This window comes from Streptomyces sp. SID10853 (genome assembly GCF_010548145.1).
Taxonomy (GTDB): domain Bacteria; phylum Actinomycetota; class Actinomycetes; order Streptomycetales; family Streptomycetaceae; genus Streptomyces.
In genome coordinates this window covers 1-20295 of the sequence record NZ_JAAGLN010000065.1, presented here as the reverse complement: position 1 = coordinate 20295, position 20295 = coordinate 1, and the positions used below count along the sequence as shown (strand labels likewise).

General features: G+C 70.5%; 19 protein-coding genes. 5 read left to right on the top strand and 14 right to left on the bottom strand.

The window, feature by feature from the left end:
- Positions 1 to 208: 208 nt before the first annotated feature.
- The 4 genes from G3I19_RS15365 to G3I19_RS15350 are packed head-to-tail and all read left to right on the top strand — an operon-like array spanning position 209 to position 3709.
- Positions 209 to 1186 carry an ABC transporter ATP-binding protein gene (locus tag G3I19_RS15365; RefSeq protein ID WP_164264162.1) on the top strand — a complete coding sequence of 326 codons (978 nt, stop codon included), beginning with the start codon at positions 209 to 211 and terminating at the stop codon, positions 1184 to 1186.
- Positions 1183 to 2064 carry an ABC transporter permease subunit gene (locus G3I19_RS15360; protein WP_164264153.1) on the top strand — a complete coding sequence of 294 codons (882 nt, stop codon included), beginning with the start codon at positions 1183 to 1185 and terminating at the stop codon, positions 2062 to 2064. Before G3I19_RS15365 ends, G3I19_RS15360 begins: the two co-directional genes overlap by 4 nt.
- Positions 2061 to 2972 (top strand): ABC transporter ATP-binding protein, encoded by a 912-nt coding sequence (locus tag G3I19_RS15355; protein WP_164264152.1) that lies wholly within the window; start codon positions 2061 to 2063, stop codon positions 2970 to 2972. The genes G3I19_RS15360 and G3I19_RS15355 overlap by 4 nt, the downstream gene beginning before the upstream one ends.
- A 17-nt stretch (positions 2973 to 2989) precedes the next feature.
- Positions 2990 to 3709: an ABC transporter permease gene (locus tag G3I19_RS15350; protein ID WP_164264151.1), complete on the top strand. Its 720-nt coding sequence runs from the start codon at positions 2990 to 2992 to the stop codon at positions 3707 to 3709.
- A 135-nt stretch (positions 3710 to 3844) separates the two neighbouring features.
- Here the strand turns inward: G3I19_RS15350 and G3I19_RS15345 are convergent, their stop codons facing one another.
- The 12 genes from G3I19_RS15345 to G3I19_RS15290 all read right to left on the bottom strand — a co-directional run bounded on the left by G3I19_RS15345 (position 3845) and on the right by G3I19_RS15290 (position 17261).
- Positions 3845 to 4672, bottom strand: a complete 828-nt coding sequence (locus tag G3I19_RS15345) for a hypothetical protein (RefSeq protein ID WP_239074370.1) — start codon at positions 4670 to 4672, stop codon at positions 3845 to 3847.
- Between the two features lie 295 nt (positions 4673 to 4967).
- Positions 4968 to 6245 (bottom strand): MFS transporter, encoded by a 1278-nt coding sequence (locus G3I19_RS15340; protein ID WP_164264150.1) that lies wholly within the window; start codon positions 6243 to 6245, stop codon positions 4968 to 4970.
- A gap of 145 nt (positions 6246 to 6390) precedes the next feature.
- The gene (locus tag G3I19_RS15335; protein ID WP_164264149.1) at positions 6391 to 7062 is read right to left on the bottom strand and encodes an FCD domain-containing protein; all 672 of its coding nucleotides are present in this window, start codon (positions 7060 to 7062) and stop codon (positions 6391 to 6393) included.
- A gap of 176 nt (positions 7063 to 7238) precedes the next feature.
- Positions 7239 to 8051, bottom strand: coding sequence for an HAD family hydrolase (locus tag G3I19_RS15330; protein WP_164264148.1), 813 nt, complete (start codon positions 8049 to 8051; stop codon positions 7239 to 7241).
- Positions 8048 to 9325, bottom strand: a complete 1278-nt coding sequence (gene serS, locus G3I19_RS15325) for a serine--tRNA ligase (RefSeq protein WP_164264147.1) — start codon at positions 9323 to 9325, stop codon at positions 8048 to 8050. The genes G3I19_RS15330 and serS overlap by 4 nt, the downstream gene beginning before the upstream one ends.
- A gap of 690 nt (positions 9326 to 10015) precedes the next feature.
- Positions 10016 to 10951 carry a prephenate dehydratase gene (pheA, locus tag G3I19_RS15320; protein ID WP_164264146.1) on the bottom strand — a complete coding sequence of 312 codons (936 nt, stop codon included), beginning with the start codon at positions 10949 to 10951 and terminating at the stop codon, positions 10016 to 10018.
- Between the two features lie 120 nt (positions 10952 to 11071).
- Positions 11072 to 12349, bottom strand: coding sequence for an iron uptake transporter deferrochelatase/peroxidase subunit (gene efeB / locus G3I19_RS15315; RefSeq protein WP_164264145.1), 1278 nt, complete (start codon positions 12347 to 12349; stop codon positions 11072 to 11074).
- A gap of 6 nt (positions 12350 to 12355) precedes the next feature.
- The gene (locus tag G3I19_RS15310; RefSeq protein WP_164264144.1) at positions 12356 to 14320 is read right to left on the bottom strand and encodes a copper resistance protein CopC; all 1965 of its coding nucleotides are present in this window, start codon (positions 14318 to 14320) and stop codon (positions 12356 to 12358) included.
- 13 nt (positions 14321 to 14333) lie between these two features.
- Positions 14334 to 14762, bottom strand: coding sequence for a copper chaperone PCu(A)C (locus tag G3I19_RS15305; RefSeq protein ID WP_343235114.1), 429 nt, complete (start codon positions 14760 to 14762; stop codon positions 14334 to 14336).
- Between the two features lie 50 nt (positions 14763 to 14812).
- Complete coding sequence (locus G3I19_RS15300) at positions 14813 to 15505, bottom strand: SCO family protein (protein ID WP_164264143.1); 693 nt, start codon at positions 15503 to 15505, stop codon at positions 14813 to 14815.
- A 38-nt stretch (positions 15506 to 15543) separates the two neighbouring features.
- Complete coding sequence (locus G3I19_RS15295; protein WP_164264142.1) at positions 15544 to 16338, bottom strand: YcnI family protein; 795 nt, start codon at positions 16336 to 16338, stop codon at positions 15544 to 15546.
- 107 nt (positions 16339 to 16445) lie between these two features.
- On the bottom strand, positions 16446 to 17261 hold the full coding sequence (locus G3I19_RS15290) for a hypothetical protein (protein WP_164264141.1): 816 nt from the start codon (positions 17259 to 17261) through the stop codon (positions 16446 to 16448).
- Between the two features lie 248 nt (positions 17262 to 17509).
- Here G3I19_RS15290 and G3I19_RS15285 point away from each other — a divergent pair, with 248 nt between their 5' ends.
- Positions 17510 to 17989 carry an ATP-binding protein gene (locus G3I19_RS15285; RefSeq protein WP_164264140.1) on the top strand — a complete coding sequence of 160 codons (480 nt, stop codon included), beginning with the start codon at positions 17510 to 17512 and terminating at the stop codon, positions 17987 to 17989.
- 57 nt (positions 17990 to 18046) lie between these two features.
- Here the strand turns inward: G3I19_RS15285 and G3I19_RS15280 are convergent, their stop codons facing one another.
- The gene (locus G3I19_RS15280) at positions 18047 to 19531 is read right to left on the bottom strand and encodes an aminopeptidase P family protein (protein WP_164264139.1); all 1485 of its coding nucleotides are present in this window, start codon (positions 19529 to 19531) and stop codon (positions 18047 to 18049) included.
- A 121-nt stretch (positions 19532 to 19652) separates the two neighbouring features.
- On the bottom strand, positions 19653 to 20295 hold a 643-nt coding region (locus G3I19_RS15275), incomplete at its 5' end, for a PP2C family protein-serine/threonine phosphatase (RefSeq protein WP_164264138.1).

Here is a 20295-nt window from a genome sequence, read left to right as displayed (position 1 = left end):
TCTCTCTCGGCTCCTCCGTCCTCTCCCTCGGCTCGTCCGCCAACTCCCTCGGCTCCTCCGTCCTCTCCCTCGGGTCCCCTCCGCCCCCCCGGCCCCTCCCCCTCCCGTACCGGGCCCCTACGGGTCACTACCTCTGGAGGCGGACAGGGATCCAGCCGTCTGGGCTGACGCCCGGCGTGAGCGGCGCCACTACCTTCGGAATGTGACTGTGATCGCGACCGAAAGCCTGAGCAAGCGGTTCCCGAGGGTGACCGCTCTTGACCGGCTCTCCCTGGACATCGGACCCGGTGTGACCGGACTGGTGGGATCCAACGGAGCCGGCAAGTCCACGTTGATCAAGATCCTGCTGGGTCTGTCCCCCGCCACGGAGGGCCGGGCCGCCGTGCTCGGGCTCGACGTCGCCACCAGTGGTGCCGAAATCCGTGAGCGCGTCGGGTACATGCCCGAGCACGACTGCCTGCCACCCGACGTCTCGGCCACCGAGTTCGTCGTCCACATGGCGCGCATGTCAGGACTGCCGCCCACCGCCGCCCGGGAGCGCACCGCCGACACGCTGCGCCACGTCGGCCTCTACGAAGAGCGCTACCGCCCCATCGGCGGCTACTCGACCGGTATGAAGCAGCGGGTGAAGCTGGCCCAGGCGCTGGTCCACGACCCGCAGTTGGTGCTGCTCGACGAGCCGACGAACGGCCTCGACCCGGTCGGCCGTGACGACATGCTCGGCCTGATCCGCCGCGTGCACACCGACTTCGGCATCTCGGTCCTGGTCACTTCGCACCTGCTCGGTGAGCTGGAGCGGACCTGCGACCACGTCGTCGTCATCGACGGCGGCACACTGCTGCGCTCCAGCTCCACCAGCGACTTCACCCAGAGCACGGCGACGCTGGCCGTCGAGGTCACCGACTCCGACACCCACCCCGACGGCACGAGTGCGCTGCGCGAGACGCTGACCGCGGCGGGCGTGACCCTGCACGCCGGTGTGGAGGAGGGGCTGCCGGGCGCGGGCCACATCCTGCTGGTCGAGGCGGCCGGCGAGGAGACGTACGACCTGGTCCGCGACACGGTCGCCGAACTGGGGCTCGGTCTCGTCCGGATGGAACAGCGCCGCCACCACATCGCGGACGTCTTCCACCCGGACCGGGACCAGTCACAGGAGCAGCAGAAGCAGGAGGTGCGGGCGCGATGAGTACCGAGACCAGCCAGATCCACAACATCGGATACCGGAACTACGACGGCCCGCGCCTGGGCCGCGCCTACGCCCGCCGTTCGCTCTTCACACAGTCGCTCCGCGGCGCCTACGGTCTCGGCCGCTCGGCCAAGTCCAAAGTGCTGCCGATGATCCTCTTCGCGGTGATGTGCGTGCCCGCGGCGATCGTCGTGGCGGTGGCCGTGGCGACCAACGTCAAGGACCTGCCGCTCGACTACACCCGGTACGCCGTCATCATGCAGGCCATCATCGGGCTGTACCTCGCGGCGCAGGCCCCGCAGGCCGTCTCCCGCGACCTGCGCTTCAAGTCCATCCCGCTGTACTTCTCCCGGCCCATCGAGCGGGTCGACTACGTCATCGCCAAGTACGCGGCGATGGCCTCGGCCCTCTTCGTACTGACCGGGGCGCCGCTGGTGATCCTCTACATCGGCTCGCTCCTCGCGAAGCTCGACTTCGCCGACCAGACCGAGGGGTTCGGCCAGGGCCTGGTCTCCGTCGCGCTGCTCTCGGTGCTCTTCTCCGGTATCGCGCTGGTGGTCGCCGCGCTCACTCCGCGCCGCGGCTTCGGAGTCGCCGCGGTCATCGCCGTACTGACCATCACCTACGGCGCGGTCTCCACCGTGCAGGCCATCGCCTTCAGCCAGGACGCCGGCGGGGCGGTCACCTGGCTCGGGCTCTTCTCGCCGATCACCCTGATCGACGGCGTCCAGACCGCGTTCCTCGGCGCGACCTCCGCCTTCCCGGGCGGCAACGGCCCGGGAGCGGGCGCAGGTGCGGTCTATGTGCTCGTCGTTCTCGCGCTCATCGCCGGCTCGTACGCCGTCCTGATGCGCCGCTACCGGAAGGTCGGGCTGTGACCACCATCAACATCGACCACACTTCGCGCTGGTTCGGCAACGTGGTGGCGGTCAACGACATCACCATGACCGTCGGCCCCGGTGTGACCGGGCTTCTCGGCCCCAACGGCGCGGGCAAGTCCACTCTCATCAACATGATGGGCGGATTCCTCGCCCCGTCGACGGGCACCGTGACCCTCGACGGCGCGCCGATCTGGCGGAACGAGAGCGTCTACCGGCAGATCGGGATCGTGCCCGAGCGGGAGGGGATGTACGACTTCCTCACCGGCCGCGAGTTCGTCGTCGCAAACGCCGAGCTGCACGGACTCGACGAGCGCGCCGCTCAACAGGCGCTGGCCACCGTCGAGATGGAGCCCGCGCAGGACCGCAAGATCTCGACCTACAGCAAGGGCATGCGGCAGCGCGTGAAGATGGCGTCCGCTCTTGTCCACAACCCCAGCGTGCTGCTCCTCGACGAGCCGTTCAACGGCATGGACCCGCGCCAGCGCATGCAGCTGATGGATCTGCTGCGGCGGATGGGCGCGGAGGGCCGTACCGTGCTCTTCTCCTCGCACATCCTGGAGGAGGTCGAGCAACTCGCCTCGCACATCGAGGTGATCGTGGCGGGGCGGCACGCCGCGTCCGGCGACTTCCGCCGGATCCGCCGGCTGATGACGGACCGGCCGCACCGCTATCTCGTACGGTCCAGCGACGACCGGGCCCTGGCTGCGGCGCTGATCGCCGACCCGTCGACCGCCGGTATCGAGGTGGACGTCACGGAGGGCGCGCTGCGCATCCAGGCGGTCGACTTCGGCCGGTTCACGGCGCTGCTGCCGCGCGTCGCCCGTGAACAAGGCATCCGGCTGCTCACCGTCTCGCCGTCGGACGAGTCCCTGGAATCGGTCTTCTCGTATCTCGTAGCGGCCTGAAAGGAGCTGTGACGCCCATGTACAACCCCACAGTCGCCCGGCTCACCTACCGGGCCCTGCTCGGCCGCCGCCGGGCCGCGATCCTGTTCGTGCTGCCCGCACTGCTGATCGTGATCGCCGCCGCGGTACGCGCCTTCAGCGGCGCAGACGACCAGGTCGCCACCCATGTGCTCGGCGGGTTCGCCATGGCCACGATGGTGCCGCTGATCGGTGTCATCGCCGGTACGGGCGCGATCGGCCCGGAGATCGACGACGGGTCGGTCGTCTATCTGCTGGCCAAACCGGTGAAGCGCCCCACGATCATCCTCACGAAGCTCACGGTGGCGATCGCTGTCACGATGGCGTTCTCCGCGATCCCCACCTTCGTCGCGGGCATGATCCTCAACGGCAACGGCGGCCAGATCGCCATCGCCTACACGGTCGCGGCGCTGGTCGCGTCCATCGCGTACGCCTCGGTCTTCCTGCTCCTGGGCACGGTCACCCGGCACGCGGTCGTCGCCGGGCTGGTCTATGCCCTGGTCTGGGAGGGCCTGTTCGGCACGCTGGTCAAGGGTGCGCGCACGCTGAGCATCCAGCAGTGGTCGCTCGCGCTGGCGGAGAAGATCGGCGCCCCTGGGGCCATCGACTCGGACGTCGGGCTGCCCTTGGCGGTGGTGCTGCTGGTGGCCGTCACGGTGCTCGCCACCTGGTACGCGGGCCAGAAACTGCGGCGGCTGACGCTGGCCGGCGAGGAGTGAGACCGGGGTCCGCCGGGCCGGGGGCGGGAGCGACGGGGTGTCGTCACTCCCGCCCCCGGCTTTTCGGCCGGTGCGGGGCTTGTGGCCGGGCTTCGCTTTCCGGGCCGGGCCGGGCCGGGCCGGCCGGGGCTTCGGTCAGCGGCGGTGGCGTCGGCGCCGCCTGCGTGCCTGTTCCGCTTGGTGTGTCAGGTACGGCAGCTGGTGCTTGACGTCAGCCATGTCCTCGCCGAGGTCCGAGAGCCGTACGCTCATTGCCCCGACGACACGGTTCGTGGCGGTGAGCCGCCGGTCCAGCGATTCCATGCGGTCCGATACCGCCCCCAGCCGTTCAGACACGGCGCCCAGCCGGTCAGATACGGCGCCCAGCCGGACCGACATCGTCTCCAGGCGGTCCGATACCGCGTCCAGGCGGTCCGACATACGGCCCAGCACGGGGCCCAGCTCCCGCAGCGCGGGGCCGACCTCGGCCATCGCGGACTCCAGCCGGGTGACGCGCCGGTCGAGCCCGTCGAAACGGTGGTCCGGCACCGGCACCGACGCCCTGTACTGCTGCGCGGTGTCGAGGAGGTGACTCCGTACGTTGCGGGCGACTTCGCTGTCGCGCAGCAGCATGGCGATGTTGAGGACGGTCCGACGGGTGAAGAGACGGAGGCGAGAGAGCCCCTGTGGATAACTCTCCGCTCCGCTGCGGGATGGTGTGGCCAAAACGACCACTGCATGTTTGCGCAGCTCATCACCTGTGAGCGTAAGCATTCCACTGCTCGTGAGCTCGTCGCGATGGCGCCGTACAACGCTGTGCACAGCCTCCCTGTGGACAGCGAAGTACTGGGCGACACCCTCCGTGGTGACATGCAGTCCGTCCGGTAGCAACTGCAATGCCTTGACCTTGTCCAGGACATCGACCCGTCCCAGATGGTCCGCGCGCAGCGCGCGCGATTCGAGCAGGGCGATTTCGGTTGGCATGGATGAGCCTGCCGTTCATGATCATTGGTGCATGACAGTGACGGCCCTCTCCCCGGGCTGCAGGGGTGGAGGTCCGCTCATCTACGTCACGTACTCAATGACCGGCCCGGCTTCCGCCTCGGCACCGGCACTCCCCGACTTCACGCGCTCTCGTCGCCCCGAACCCCAGTCGCCTCCACGCGCACTGACCAACGACCCGACAGTCGTACAAGTCACGCGCCCGTGCCTGCCTCGGCCCCCCGTGCGTGCTCCGCCCCCCGGTGCTTGCCTCCGTGCCCGGCGCCGCCCCTCTCCGCTATCCGCCGGCCTGGACCTTCCTGTCGCGGGCCGCGAACAGGCCGACCACCAGGGCCGCCGCGCACACCCCGAGGACCAGGGCGATCGGCAGGGTCCAGCTGCCCGTCGCCTGGTACACGGCGCCGGCCGTCAGCGGGCCGACCGCGGCGAGCAGATAGCCGACCGTCTGCGCCATCCCGGACAGCCGCGCGGCCGTCTGCGCGTCGCCCGACCGCAGCACGATCAGCGTCAGGGCCAGCCCCACCGCGCCGCCCTGCCCGACACCCAGCACCGCGGACCACAGCCAGGCGCCCGACACCGGGGCGACCATCAGGCCCGCGTAGCCGACCGCGACCATCGAGGTGACCAGCACGATCAGCGGCCGCTGGCTGCGCATCCGGCCGGCGAGCAGCGGTACGCCGAAGGCTCCGGCGACCTGGACCAGGTTGTTGAACGCGAAGATCACACCCGCGGTCGACCGGCTCATCCCGTGGTCCGTGAAGATCGTCGGCATCCAGGCGATCAGCACGTACGACCAGAGCGACTGGAGGCCCATGAACAGCGTGACCTGCCAGGCCAGCGCCGAACGCCAGATACTCCGGGCCGGTCCCGTGCCGGCGGGGGCGACGCGCACCTCGTGGCCGGTACGGCCGCGAGCGATCAGCACCTGCGGCAGCCAGGCCACGGCGGCGACCGCGGCCAGCAGCGACCAGAACGCCAGCGACGCCTGCCAGCTGTTCCCGAACGCCTTCTCCAGCGGGACCGAGGCCGCGGCGCACAGCGTGGCGCCGCCGATCATCGCGCCCGTGTAGACAGAGGTCATCGACGCGGCCCGGTCCGGGAAGTCCCGCTTGATCAGCCCCGGCATCAGCACGTTGAGCAGGGCTATCGCGGTGCCGGCCAGCACTCCGCCGCCGTACAGGGCGAAGACGGACGGCAGGACCCGGACCAGCACGCCGACGGCGAGCAGGATCAGCGCGCACAGCAGGACCACCTCGGTGCCGAAGCGGCGTGCCAGCCACGGGGCGATCATCGCGCCCACCCCGAGGAACAGCACCGGGACGGAGGTGACCAGGCTCGATGCCGTCGACGACAGGCCGAACGTGTCGCTGATCTCGCCGATGAGAGGTGACACGCTCGCCAGCGCCGCCCGCATGTTGAGCGAGGCCAGCACGATGCCGATGAGCAGCACGGCGGGGTGCGCGATCAGGGCGCGCCGTGCGGCGGCTCCCTCGGGGGACGGCCGGACATCGGCCTCCGCGTCGGGAAGCAGATGATCCAGATCCGGGCGGGACACGTCAGGTACCTCTCAGCGTTTCTGTGCGGCGTTGCTGCTTGTGCGTTGCTGCTTGTGGGTTGCTGCTTGTGCGTTGCTGTTCGTGCGGTGGGCGGCTGGTGCGGGGGTGGCGGGGGTGGTGGGCCCGCGCCCGCGCCGGGGCCGGTCAGCGGCCCACCAGCCGGCGGACCACGTCCATCGGCACCTGGAGCAGTGCGCGGGCCGCCTGTTCGGCCGCCGCCGGGTCGCCGCTCTCGACCGCGTCGACCAGGGCCTCGTGCGCGGTGAAGTCGATCGGCGGCATCTCCCGGTCGCCCAGGGCGGCGACCAGGGACTCGTGCATCTGGGTCGAGAAGAAGCGGTAGACCTCGGCGAACGTGGTGTTGTGCGTGGCCTCGACCACCCCCAGATGGAAGTCGAGGTCGGCGTCGGCCGCCCGGTCGCCGTGTTCGTGGAGGGCGCCGAGGGCATCCCGGAGCCGGCCGAGGTCGGCCTCGTCCCTGCGTACGGCCGCCAGCCTGGCGGCTTCCGCCTCCAGGGCGACCCGCAGCTCCAGGATGTCCAGCACACCCGCGTGGCTCATCGTGCGGAGTACGGCGGAGGGGTCGGCGGTGGAGCGTACGAAGGTGCCGTTGCCCTGACGGGACTCCAGGAGTCCGGCGTGCACCAGGACGCGTACTGCTTCGCGGACGGTGTTGCGCCCCACACCGAGCTGTTCGGCGAGGTCGTGCTCGGTGGGGATGCGGTCACCCACGGACCACTCCCCGGCCAGCTGATCCCGCAGTTGCTGGACGACGGTATCCACGAGGGAGTGCCGTCCTGCCGCACGCAGTGCCATCTCGTCGCCCCATGTCCGTCGGTGTTCATCATGTTCGGCAGGTATCCGGTCACCCGGTTGCCCAGTCATCCTACAACTGACCCGCGCAGACGACGCCCTCGGTCAAGCGGGCATGCGTGCTGTCGATGACCCTGTCGGGCCCCGGCCGGTCCACCACCCGGCCGGGGCATCGGACGTCAGCCCTGGAGCAGCCGTTCCAGCACCACAGCGATGCCGTCGTCCTCGTTGGACGTGGTGACCTCGTCAGCCACGGCCTTCAGGGAGTCGTGGGCGTTGGCCATCGCCACCCCGTGTGCGGCCCAGCCGAACATCGGGATGTCGTTGGGCATGTCGCCGAAAGCGATCGTGTCGGCGGCGGTGAGCTTCAGCCGCCGGGCGGCCAGCGACAGACCTGTCGCCTTGCTCAGCCCCAGCGGCAGGATCTCCACCACGCCCTCGCCGGCCATGACGACATCCACCAGGTTCCCGACGGACTGCCGTGCGATGTCCGCCAGCGCGTCGTCGCTCAGCTCCGGGTGCTGTATGTAGACCTTGTTGATCGGCTCGGACCACAGTTCGTCCCTGGCGTCGAAGCGCGCCACGGGCAGCGGGCCCTCACTCACCCGGTAGTCGGCGCTCACCAGCACTTCCCCGTCGAGGCCGTCCCGGCTGGCGGCCAGAGCAAGCGGGCCGGTCTCCGCCTCGATCTTGGCGAGCGCGACAGCGGCCAGCCAGCGGTCCAGGGTGACGGAGGTGAGCAGCCGTCGCTCACCCGCGTGATAGACCTGCGCCCCCTGTGCGCACACCGCGAGGCCCTCGTAACCGAGGCTGTCGAGGATGTGCCGGGTCCATGGAACCGCTCGTCCGGTGACGATGATGTGTGCCGCCCCCGCCGCGGTGACCTCGGCGAGTGCGGCACGGGTGCGCTCGGAAATCGAACCGTCGTCACGCAGCAGCGTGCCGTCCAGGTCGGTCGCGATCAGCCGGTGGGCAAGTGCGGGAGTCGTCACTTGGACGCGGGCTCCAGAGTCTCCCGGCCGCCGAGATAGGGCCGCAGCACCGGCGGGACCCGGACCGAGCCGTCGGCGAGCTGGTGGTTCTCCAGGATGGCCACGATGGTGCGCGGTACGGCGCAGAGCGTGCCGTTGAGCGTGGCCAGCGGCTGGACCTTCTTGCCGTCACGCATCCGGACCGACAGCCGCCGGGCCTGGAAGCCGTCGCAGTTGGACGCCGACGTCAGCTCGCGGTACTTGCCCTGCGTCGGGATCCACGCCTCGCAGTCGAACTTCCTGGAGGCCGATGCCCCGAGGTCGCCGGTCGCCACGTCGATCACCTGGAAGGGGAGTTCGAGGCTGGTCAGCCACTGCTTCTCCCACTCCAGGAGCCGCTGGTGCTCGGCGGCCGCGTCGTCGGGGTGCACGTACGAGAACATCTCGACCTTGTTGAACTGGTGTACCCGGAAAATGCCCCGGGTGTCCTTGCCGTACGTGCCGGCCTCCCGGCGGTAGCAGGGCGAGAACCCGGCGTACCGCAGCGGCAGTTCACCTGCGTCGATGATCTCGTCCATGTGGTACGCGGCGAGCGGGACCTCGGAGGTGCCGACCAGGTAGTAGTCGTCCTTCTCCAGGTGGTAGACGTTCTCGGCGGCCTGGCCGAGGAAACCGGTGCCCTCCATGGCACGCGGGCGGACCAGCGCCGGTGTCAGCATCGGGATGAACCCGGCCTCGGTGGCCTGGGCGACCGCCGCGTTGACCAGAGCCAGTTCGAGCAGTGCGCCGATGCCCGTCATGTAGTAGAAGCGCGAGCCCGACACCTTCGCACCGCGCTCCGTGTCGATGGCCCGCAGGGCCTCGCCGAGCTCCTGGTGGTCCTTGGGCTCGAAGCCCTCGGCGGCGAAATCGCGGATGGTGCCGTGCGTCTCCAGGACGGTGAAGTCCTCCTCGCCGCCGACCGGCACGTCCGGGTGGACGAGGTTGCCGAGCTGGAGCAGCAGGCGCTTGGTCTCCTCGTCCGCTTCGTTCTGCTCGGCGTCGGCCGCCTTGACGGCCGCTGCCAGCCGGCCCGTCTTCTGCAGCAGCTCGGCCTTCTCCTCGCCCGCCGCCTTGGGGATCAGCTTGCCGAGCGTCTTCTGCTCGGAGCGGAGTTCGTCGAACCGGAGTCCGGACGACCTTCGCCGCTCGTCGGCGGAGAGCAGGGCGTCGACGAGGGCGACGTCCTCTCCACGGGCGCGCTGGGAGGCGCGAACACGGTCGGGGTCCTCACGGAGCAGGCGAAGGTCAATCACCCCACCAGGTTACCGGTGCCCGCTCGCGCCCCTCGACTTGATATTCACCGCACCGCATCGCCGAAGACGCTTTGTCCGTATTGATCCACTATCTATGGAAAGGTGAGTGGCTGGGGATATCCCGGCGACGGTGTCACCCGCCTCGCGTCGGCCGCTGGTCAATAAGGGTGCCCGATTCCCCGGAACGAAGCATTCCGGGCGAAACCGTTGACTCATTTCCCTTGCGCCGGGAGGGACTTGGGCTCGCTTGTCCACAGGGATCCACAGCCCGGATTAGTTATCCACAGGCTGTGTGGGAAATCTGTGGATGACGAAGGAGATGGTTCCGAAAGCCTCACAGGCAACCGGCTGTTCGCCGGAATTTCCCTTCCAAACCCCCTCCGCGCACTCATTCAGGTGGGAATTGATCGCTCTGAAGGGTTGATCGGTGGAATTGGGGTGACAGGGCCCCGACTGTTGGTCTGTGGATGGAAGTGTCGTCACTACGGGGATTTGTCGACCATGTCGCCTTGTGCTGTCGACTTGTCCCCAGGTCGAGACAGGGCCTGTGGATAACTTTTCCGGAGTACGGAAACCAGGACGTACGACGATCAGGTACGGGGACAGAACGGCCCCGCAACAGGCCCCGGCCAGGCTCCGGACGGGACAGAAGGCCCCGGAGCAGAACAGCAGGTCCCGGGGCGGGGCACGTCAGGCCCGGCCGTCCTCGCTGCGCGCCAGCCAGTCCGACGCCGCCACGAACTCCGCGTCCGACGTTCCGGACCGCAGCTCCCGTACGTCCTGTGCCGTCACTCCGGCCCGCGGGTACGAACCGAGGAACCGCACATCCGGGCAGCTCCGCTTGAGCCCCATGAGCGCCTCGCCCACCCGGCGGTCCGAGATATGGCCCTCCGCGTCGATGGCGAAGCAGTAGTTGCCGATGCCCTCGCCCGTCGGCCGCGACTGGAGCAGCATCAGGTTGACCCCGCGCACCGCGAACTCCTGAAGGATTTCGAGGAGAGCTCCGGGGTGATCCTCGCGCTGCCAGACGACCACCGACGTCTTGTCCGCGCCGGTCGGCGCCGCCGGCCGGGCGGGGCGCCCCACCAGGACGAAGCGCGTCTCGGCGTTCTGCGCGTCGTGGATCTCGGTGATCAGCGGTTCGAGCCCGTACGTGGCGGCGGCGAACTCACCGGCGAAGGCCGCGTCGTACCGCCCTTCCTGGACGAGACGCGCACCGTCCGCGTTGGAGGCGGACGACTCCCACACCGCCTCGGGGAGGTTCGCCCGCAGCCAGTTCCGTACCTGCGGCTGGGCGACGGGGTGGCCCGTCACCGTCTTCACGCCGGACAGCTTCGTGCCCGGGCGTACCAGCAGCGCGAAGGCGATCGGCAGCAGGACCTCGCGGTAGATCATCAGCGGCTCGCCGCCCGACAGCTCGTCGAGAGTCGCGGTGACGCCGCCCTCGACGGAGTTCTCGATCGGGACGAGCGCCGCCGCTGCCTCTCCCGTGCGTACCGCGTCGAGTGCCGCCGGCACGGACACCATCGGGACGAGTTCGCGGGTGGCGGCCTCGGGCAGCGTGCGCAGAGCCGCCTCGGTGAACGTGCCTTCGGGGCCCAGATAGGTGAAGCGAGTGGCTGACATACGGTCACCCTAATAGGCCGAACGCCCCGGGTCCCGGGAGCCGGACAGGAGCCTCCGCGCCCAGGGGTACGGGCGGGAGGCCCTGGGCCATCGGCGTCCGTGCTCCGCCGGAGCCCCCGCTCAGTGGCCTTCGATGAGGCGCTGTCCCACGTACTCGCCCGGGCGGGCAGCCCCCGGCACCGCGAAGAGTCCGCTGGCCTCGTGGCGGATGAACGTGGACAGTGCGTCGCCGCGGTCCAGCTTCCGCTGCACCGGTACGAAGCCGTGGTCCGGGTCCGCCTGCCAGCAGACGAAGAGCAGCCCGGCGTCCGGTGTGCCGTCCCGGCCGATCCCGTCGTGGTACGAGAAGGTGCGCCGCAGCAGCGCGGCACCGCCGTTCTGTTCGGGGGCCGAGATCCGGGCGTGGGCGTTGTCGGGGATGACGAACTTGCCGTCCGGGCCGACCTTGTCCAGGTCCATCGCGGTCGTCTCGGTGCCTCCCGTCAGCGGGGCGCCGTCCTTCTTCCGCCGCCCGATGACCTGCTCCTGCTTCTTCAGCGGGAGCTTCTCCCAGTCGTCGAGGAGCATTCTGATCCGGCGCACGACGGCGTACGAGCCGCCCGCCATCCACTCCGGCTGCGCCTCCGCGCCCGTGCCGCCGCCCGCCGGGACGAAGATGCGCCGGTCGAAGTCGCTGTCCGACGGCTTGGGGTTCCCCGTCCCGTCCACCTGGCCCATCAGATTGCGGACGGTCATCGGCTTGGCGGTGGCGCCGGGCGCGCGGTTGAAACCGTTCATCTGCCAGCGGACCCGGGCCGCCGTACCGGCCTCGTTCTGGAGCGCGCGCAGCGCGTGGAAGGCGACGAGCGGGTCGTTCGCACCGATCTGCACCCACAGGTCGCCGTTGCTGCGCTCCGCGTCCAGCTGGTCGGACGCGAAGTCCGGCAGCGGGTCGAGCTGGGTGGGGCGCTGCGCGGTCAGTCCCGTACGGCTGAAGAAGGACCGGCCGAAGCCGAAGGTGACGGTGAGGGATGAAGGACCCGCGTCGAGCGCGATCCCGGTGTCACCGCCGCTGACCGGCTCGCCCGCCATCATCCGCTGTGCACTCGCCGACCAGCGGCGCAGCAGCGCTGCGGCCTGGGTACGGCCGGCGCCCGCCGCCAGGTCGAAGGCGATCAGATACCCGGTGGACTGGGCGGGCGTGACGATGCCCGCCTGGTGCGCGGACCCGGTGGAACCGCCGGTCTTCTCCGGGCTGTGGAAGGCCACCTCGGTCGAGCCGACGGTGGTCAGCGCGGTCGGCGGCGCCGCCTCGGCCGCCGCGCGTACCGCGGCCCCGCCTGCGGCGCCCACCACGAGGCCGCCCGCGCCCACAGCGCCCGCCGTTCCGAGCAGCCGCCGCCTGGAGATGTCGTTCATTGCTGGTCAGCCGATCTCCACCGTCTTGTTGACGGTGGTCTCGTCGATGTCGGAGGTCCGTACGGTCACCGCGATGTCCCACTTGCCCGCCATCGGGATCTGGACGCCGTCCGCGCTCCAGTGTCCGGTGAACAGATGGTCGGGGACGACGGGCAGCGGCCCGATCTTCTTCGCCTTGAGGGTGAGGGCGATCCTCACCTCGGGGACGTCGTACGGCTTGCCCGCGGGGTTGTTCACGAAGAGGTGCAGCTGGTTGCTGCCGCTGCGGCCCGGGGTGATTTCGAGGGCCGCTGTCCCCTTGCCCTTGGGGCCGCCGGTGTCGAACGGGAGGGTGAGGTCGACCGGCCCCGAAGGAACCGCCGCCGCGGCGGACGAGGAGGAGCCGCGCCCGGCCTCCTCCTCGGTCCTGCCCGGTTCGGTGGTCGTCAGGACCGTCGTCACGGCCAGGAGCGCGACGGCGACGACGGTCTCGGCGAGCACCGACTTCCGCAGCCCGGTGCGGTGCGGGTCGGCGTCCCGTACGCGTTTTTCGCGCACCACGGTCCTGGCGGCCTGCTGCCGGGCGAGCTGGGCGGCTCGCCGCGGATCGGCGGGGACGGTGAGGGGCTCCTGTTCCTGCTCTGCGGTGCCGGTGAGGCTGCCCTCAGTGGCAACAGCCTCGGCGGCAACAGCAGGAGTCTCACCGGCGGCGGCCCCGTCCGCGGCCGTCTCCGAGAGCCGTGCCGTCCAGCGCCGGGAGAAGGAAGCGATGCAGACGACCACGGCGACGAGCCCCACCTTGACCATGAGCAGCTGCCCGTACGCCGTACCGAAGAGCGCGGACCAGGAGCCGACCTGCCGCCACGACTGGTAGAGGCCGGTTGCCGCCAGGGTGCAGACGGCCGTGAAGGCGATACCGGAGAACCGCCGCACGGCGGCCCGTTCGATGGACGGCGTACGGAAGAGGGCGACGAGCAGCGCGGCAAGCCCGCCCAGCCAGACGGCGACCGCCAGCAGATGCACGATGTCGACGGGCATCGCGATCCCGGGCTGGAGGCCGACCGACGCGTGCTCGGTGAGCGCCCAGGTCGCGGCGATCCCGGCGGCGACGACCGTGCCCCCGACACCCAGGCCGAAGGTGAGGTCCTTCCGCTCCTTCGCCGCCTCCGGATCCGTGGAGACCGTGCGCCGGGCGTACGCCCCGAAGAGGACGGCGACGAAGAGCGCGGACGCGCCGAGCAGCAGCAGCCGGGAGACGAGCGCGGCGCCCGGTTTGGTCTGGAGCACGCCCTTGAGCGCGCTCAGGTCGAAGACGTCCCCGAGATGCCCGGAGCCGGTGTACGGCGCCCTGAGCAGCAGAAGGACGAGGGTGGCAGCGGTCAGCGTCAGCCAGCCGCGTACGACGAGCCGTTGCAGCGGCCGTTCGTTCGCCCCGCGCTGCCAGCAGGCGACGATGAAGGCGCCGCCGCCGGCCAGCACGATGAATCCCGCGTAGGAGGCGTAGCGCGCGGCGCCGTAGAGGACGCCGACGAGTCCGCCGCCGACGTTCTCACCGGTGGCGGACACCGTGGTCCTGGACGGGGCGCCGATGGAGAAGGTGAAGGCGCCCGACACCGGGTGGCTGTCGGCGGAGATGGCCTGCCAGGCCACGGTGTAGGTGCCCTTGGCGAGGCCGGGGCGCAGGTCGACGCCGTAGGTGACGGTGCTGCCCTTGGAGAGGTTGCGGAGCTTGGCGGTGTCGGAGCGCTTGCCCTTCGGGTCGAGGACGCGGATGGACTTGTTGTCCATGGCGACCTGTTCGGAGAAGGTGAGCGCGACGTCCGCCGGAGCCTTGGCGACCACCGCTCCGGCTTTCGGGTTGCTCCCGAGCAGGGCCGCGTGCGCGGAGGCGGGGGCGGCCGCGGCGAACAGAGCGCCGAGGACCGCCGCCGCGACGAGCAGCAGCCGCGCGAGCGGGAGTCCGGAGCGCGGTGGGGCGGTGGTCGCCGTCATTCGGGTCAGCTCCTCAACTGTGCTGCGGGTTGTAGGTGGGCTGTTCGACGGGCAGTTCGGCCTTGAGGACGCCGGCCTTCGCGAAGTGCAGCTCGACGGCCACCTGCTGGCCGCGCTTGGGCTGCTTCTTGAGGTCCATGAACATGAGGTGGTTCCCGCCGCGCTCCAGGTCCAGTTCGCCGTGGGCGGGGACCGGGAGCGATTTCACCGAGAGCATCTGCTGGTTCTTCGTCGTGTGCATGGTGACGTCGTCGGAGAGCGGACTGGTGACGGAGGTGAGCCGGTCCGCTGTGCCACCGCTGTTGGTGACGGTCACGAACCCCGCGGCCATTCCGCTGCCCCCGACCGGCTCGGGCATGAAGGACGCGGTGACCTTCAGCTCGGGTCCGTCCTTGGCCCGGTCGTCGGACGAGCCGGACGACGAACAGCCCGCCAGCGCCACGGCCGCGGCGGCGGCCACGGCGCAGACGGCGGTCGCCCGGGTGCCCCGGCTCACGGCTTCTCACCCTTGACGATCTTCGGGAGGTCCTTCGTGTAGTCCTTGACCGTGGTGTCCTCGCCGTACAGGAGGTAGCCCTTGTCCGTCTTCGGCGAGAAGGCCACGACCTGCGCCCCGTGCATCGAGACGATCGTGCCGTCCTTCTCCTTCTTGGTCGGGGAGATGCCGATCCCGATCGAGCGGGCGCCCGCCTGGATCGTCTTGAAGTTGCCGGTGAGCCCGATGAACGACGGGTCCTGCGCCTTCAGCCACTTGCCGAGTTCGGACGGGGTGTCGCGGTCCGGGTCGGTGGTGACGAAGACGACCTGGAGCTTCTTCTGCTCCGCCTTCGGCAGCGCCTTCTTGGCCACGGCGATATTGCCCATGGTCAGCGGGCAGATGTCCGGGCAGTGCGTGTAGCCGAAGTAGATCAGGGTCGGCTTGCCCTTGGTCTCCTTGCGGAAGTCGAACTTCTTGCCGTGGGTGTCGGTGAGGACGAAGTCCGGCTTGGTGAACGGGGTGTCGAGGACCGTCGCGGCCTGCGTCTTGTTCTGGCCGGAGACATCGGCCACCGCGCTCTTGCCCGAACTGCCGCCGTTGTCGGTGCTGCAGGCCGCGAGCGAGAAGGCGGCCGCCACCGCGAGAGCGGCGGCCGTCAGCGACTTCTTGTATGTGCGGTGCTTCGTGCTGCGTGTCGTGCTGTGCATGGAGGAACGTCCCAAGTGCTGTGGGTGGTGTGGACGTGTCAGGCGGTACGGCGCCGGCCGGCGAGGACACCGAAGGCGACGCCCGCGATGCCGATGACGATGCCGATGACCCCGAGGATCCTGGCGGTGTTGTCACTGCCGTCCGAAGACGAGGCGGTGGCAGTCTTGGCGGGCGCGCCGCTGTCGCCCGGTGCGGATGTGCTGCCGGACGTGCTGCCCGGGGTGGCGCCGGCCGTGTCGGCGGCCGGGGTCAGCTTGAGTACGGGCGCCGGGTTCTGCGGCTCGTCGGCGCCCGGCTTCTGCTCCTCGATCCAGCGCACGACCTCCTTGTTGGAGTACGTCTGCAGAGCCTTGAAGGTCAGCTGGTCGGTGTCGGTGGGCAGCTGGCCGACGGACAGCGGGAACTGCTGGAACTGCCCGGGCGCGATCTTCCCGCCGGTCCAGGTGACCTTGGTGACGGCCTTGTCGATCTGCTTGCCCTCGATGGTCAGCGGCTTGGGCAGCTTCGACGTGGTGACTTCTGCCTTCCAGCCCGGCACGGGCTCCGGCATCACCGAGGCGAGCGGGTGGTCGGCCGGGAAGTTGACCTCGAGCTTGGTGGTCGAGGCGTTGTCCCGCTCGTTGGGGACCTTGAACGCGATCGTCGCGTAGCCGCCCTTGGCCGCGTCACCCTGCGGCTGGACGGTGACGTGCGCGAAGGCGGTACCCGCGAGCACCAGGACAGAGGTGGCGGCGACGCCGCCGACCACGGCGATACGGCGGGTGAACCCCGGGCGGCCGCTGCTCTGACGGGCGGGGGCCGGCGGGTTGTCGTTCAGGGGGTTGATGCTCATACGGAACACACTCCACGGTGAGTGAGGAACGGTGGCAGCCCGCGCGCCGGTGCGCGCGGACAGCACGGCACCCGCTCCCGTCGCTTCGCGCGTGGGGAGGTGCCGCGTCAGGCTGCGAACACGTACGTGGCGGGCGGGCCGCGCCTGATCACCGTGTGCTGGAGCGCTTCGCCCGCTGTCCACAGCGGCGCGGGGAGGGGTGCGTACCCGGCGCGCGGTCCCTGGAGGGGTGCTCCAGGAAGTCCGGCACGCAAGGCGCGTACCAGCGCGAGAGCGGCGCGCAGATGACGTACGAGCGCCCCCTCGGCCACGCCGTGCGACTGCCGGGACAGCCGGAACAGCGCGATCTCGCCGCGCCGCAGCACCCAGCCGGTCGCCAGGGCCGCCAGCAGATGGCCGAGCACCATGGGAAGGCTCGGCAGCATGAAGCAGGTCGACGGGGTGGCCGCCACCAGGTGGTGCGGTGCGGCCTGGGCGGCGCTCGCCGACGGGTCGATGCCCGCCGCGGTGACGATGCGGTGGGCCCTGGCCGCGCTCAGGGGGGCGGCGCCCGCGCCGCAGACCAGTTTTCCCGCGAGCAGGACCAGGGCGGAGGTGTCGCCCGCGGGCTTGCCCGTCCCGCCCGTTCCGGCCGTCGCGCCCATCGCCATGGCGCCGTGCTGGCCGAGCCCGAAGACGGTGTGCAGCGCGAGCTGGCCGGCGGTCAGCGCGGCGGCGATGCCGGGAAGTGAGCGCTGCCGCCCGGCGAAGGGCGCGGCCACGGCGAACAGCCCGGCGAACCCGAGAGCCAGCGTCCACCACGGCACGGCCGCACCTGAGGCCAGCGCGTGCCCCACCCCGGCCAGCACGACGCAGACCGCGGTGAAGACCGCGGTCCTCAGAAGCCGTGGACCGGCTCCGGCGCGTACGGCAGGGATAAGCATGGCCGGGCCATCATCGCACTGGGCCCGAGGCCCGCATACGGCAGGTCCGGAAGGTCACGATCCGTCCTGGTGGCCCCGCCCGCCCCGCTGAAGGTCCCGTGTCACACCCGTCACCGGCCCCCGATACACCGGCGCGGAGGGTACGCGCGTCCGCCGAATGAGCGATATCACGTCAACTGGGTGCTTACGACCCCCGGACCACGGCAATACGTAACCGTAATGTCGAGCCGCAGCCAGGAGGCTGGAGCATGAGCATCTGGTGGTCTCTGCATTTGCGGCGCGAAGCCGCGAGCGTTCCGCTCGCCCGTCGTCTTCTGCTCGGTGCCATGGAGACAGCGGGCGTGGACCCCGACGTCTCCTTCGATCTGTCACTCGCGCTCAGCGAAGCCTGTGCGAACGCGGTGGAACACGGCGGAACCGGAGGGCCGGGCGCCACTTCCCCGGGGTACCGGGTGACGGCGTTCCTCGACGGCGAGCGCTGCCGGATCGAGGTCACCGACTCGGGTCCGGGATTTCCCGCACGGCAGAAGCGCCGCGCCGCCCCGCAGAACGTACTGGCACACCCGACGGCGCAGACCCCGGCCTGCGCCGAGAGCGGCCGGGGCCTTGGCCTGATCGCGGAACTCTCCGATCACGCCGACTTCCGGAACAGGCCGGGCCGTGGCGCGATGGTGCGCTTCGACAAGGTCCTGAAATGGCGCGAGGACGCGCTGCTCAGGGCTTCCTGACCCGGCCTCGTCGACCGGACTGCCCCGAGCGGCGCGCCCCCACGTCCGTGCGGAGCGTCAGCCCTGCTTGACCGAGGCCATCCACGCCTCGACCTCGTCCGCCTGACGCGGCAGTCCCGCGGACAGGTTCCGGTTGCCGTCCGCCGTGACGAGGATGTCGTCCTCGATCCGGATTCCGATGCCGCGGTACTCGTCGGGCACCGTCAGGTCGTCCGCCTGGAAGTACAGACCGGGCTCGACCGTGAGGCACATGCCGGGCTCCAGCGTGCCGTTGACGTACGCCTCGGTACGTGCGGCCGCGCAGTCGTGGACGTCGAGCCCGAGCATGTGACCGGTGCCGTGCAGGGTCCAGCGGCGCTGCAGGCCCAGTTCCAGCACTCGCTCCACGGGGCCTTCGACCAGGCCCCACTCGACGAGCTTCTCGGCGAGCACGCGCTGGGAGGCGTCGTGGAAGTCACGGTAGGCGGCGCCGGGCTTGACCGCCGCGATACCGGCTTCCTGCGCCTCGTACACCGCGTCGTAGATCTTGCGCTGCAGCGCGTTGAAGCGGCCGTCGATGGGGAGCGTGCGCGTCACGTCGGCCGTGTAGAGGGAGTGCGTCTCCACTCCGGCGTCCAGCAGCAGCAGCTCGCCGGAGCGGACATCACCGTCGTTGCGCACCCAGTGCAGGGTGGTCGCGTGCGGTCCCGCGGCGCAGATCGAGCCGTAGCCGATGTCGTTGCCCTCGACGCGGGCGCGCAGGAAGAAGGTGCCCTCGATGTAGCGCTCGGATGTGGCCTCGGCCTTGTCGAGGATCCGCACGACGTCCTCGAAGCCGTGCACCGTCGCGTCGACGGCCTTCTGCAGCTCGCCGATCTCGAAGTCGTCCTTCACCGCGCGCGCCTCGGAGAGGTGGACGCGCAGCTCTTCGTCGCGCTCGGCGGTGACCTTGTCGGTCAGCGCGGCCTCGATGCCCGCGTCGTACCCGCGGACGGCGCGGACCGGACCGGTGGCGGCGGTGAGCGCGGCGGGCAGCTCGCGGACGTCCTTCGCCGGGATCCCGAGCAGCTGCTCGGCCTCGGCGAGCGAGTGCCGGCGGCCGACCCACAGCTCGCCCTGGCCGCTGAGCCAGAACTCGCCGTTCTCCCGGTCGGAGCGGGGCAGCAGATAGAGGGTGGCGGTGTGCCCGCCGTCCGCGGCCGGTTCGAGGACCAGGACGCCGTCCTGTGTCTGGTCACCGGTGAGGTACGCGTACTCGCTCGCGGCGCGGAAGGCGTACTCGGTGTCGTTGGAGCGGGTCTTGAGCCGGCCCGCCGGGACGACCAGGCGCTCGCCGGGGAAGCGCGCCGAGAGCGAGGCACGCCGGGCGGCGGTGTGGGCGGCCTGGGCGATGGGCTCCAGGCCGTGCAGCTCGGTGTCGGCCCAGCCGGACTTCATGTTCTCGGCGAGCTCATCGGACACGGCGGGGTAGAGGCCGTTCTTCCGGGGCTTGACGGCTTCCGCCGCCGGGGTCTCCAGGGATTCCGGGGTCTCCGGGTTCTCCGGGGTGAGCTCCTCAGACACGTTTCTGTCTCCTTGAGTACGACACTGGGCCCCCTCCATCGTACGGGTGTACGGAAGGGGGCCCAGTGCCGAAAGACCTCTTACGCGGAGTGCCCGGCGCCCGCTCGGAGTTCACCGGACCTCAGTCGAACCTGGCCACCAGAATCACCACGTCATCGGCGCATTCCTGCTGGTCGAGGCCCTCGGGCAGCATCGTTCGCAGCACGTGGTCCGCGATCGACGCCGGGTCGTCGCGTGCCGCCAGGGGCACGGTCGTCGCCGCCGAGTGGAGCCGGGCGAACGCCCGGTCGGTGGAGTCCCCGGTGCGCCGCAGCAGCCCGTCGGTGCAGAGCAGAACCGTCTCTCCTGGTGCAGGTGAGAACTCCACGCTCGGCGCTTCCCAGCAGGAGAGCATTCCGAGCGGGGCCGACAGCGAGGTCTCGACGAACTCGGTACGCCGGTCGCCGATGAGCAGCGGCGGGGTGTGCCCGGCGCCGGCCAGCACGATCTTGCGCCGGCCCGGCTCGCAGTAGGCGAAGAGCGCGGTGGCCGAACGGGCGGGCTCGGTGAGCCGCAGCAGCAGTTCGAGGTCGGAGAGGACCGCCACCGGGTCCTCTCCCTCCATCACGGCGTACGCCCGCAGCCCGGCCCGCAGCCGTCCCATCGCCGCGGTGGCGCCGGGGCCCGAGCCGGTGACCGAGCCGACGGTGAGGCCGAGCGCCCCGTCGGCCAGCGGCAGCGCGTCGTACCAGTCGCCGCCGCCGAGCGGTCCTGTGCGGTGGCAG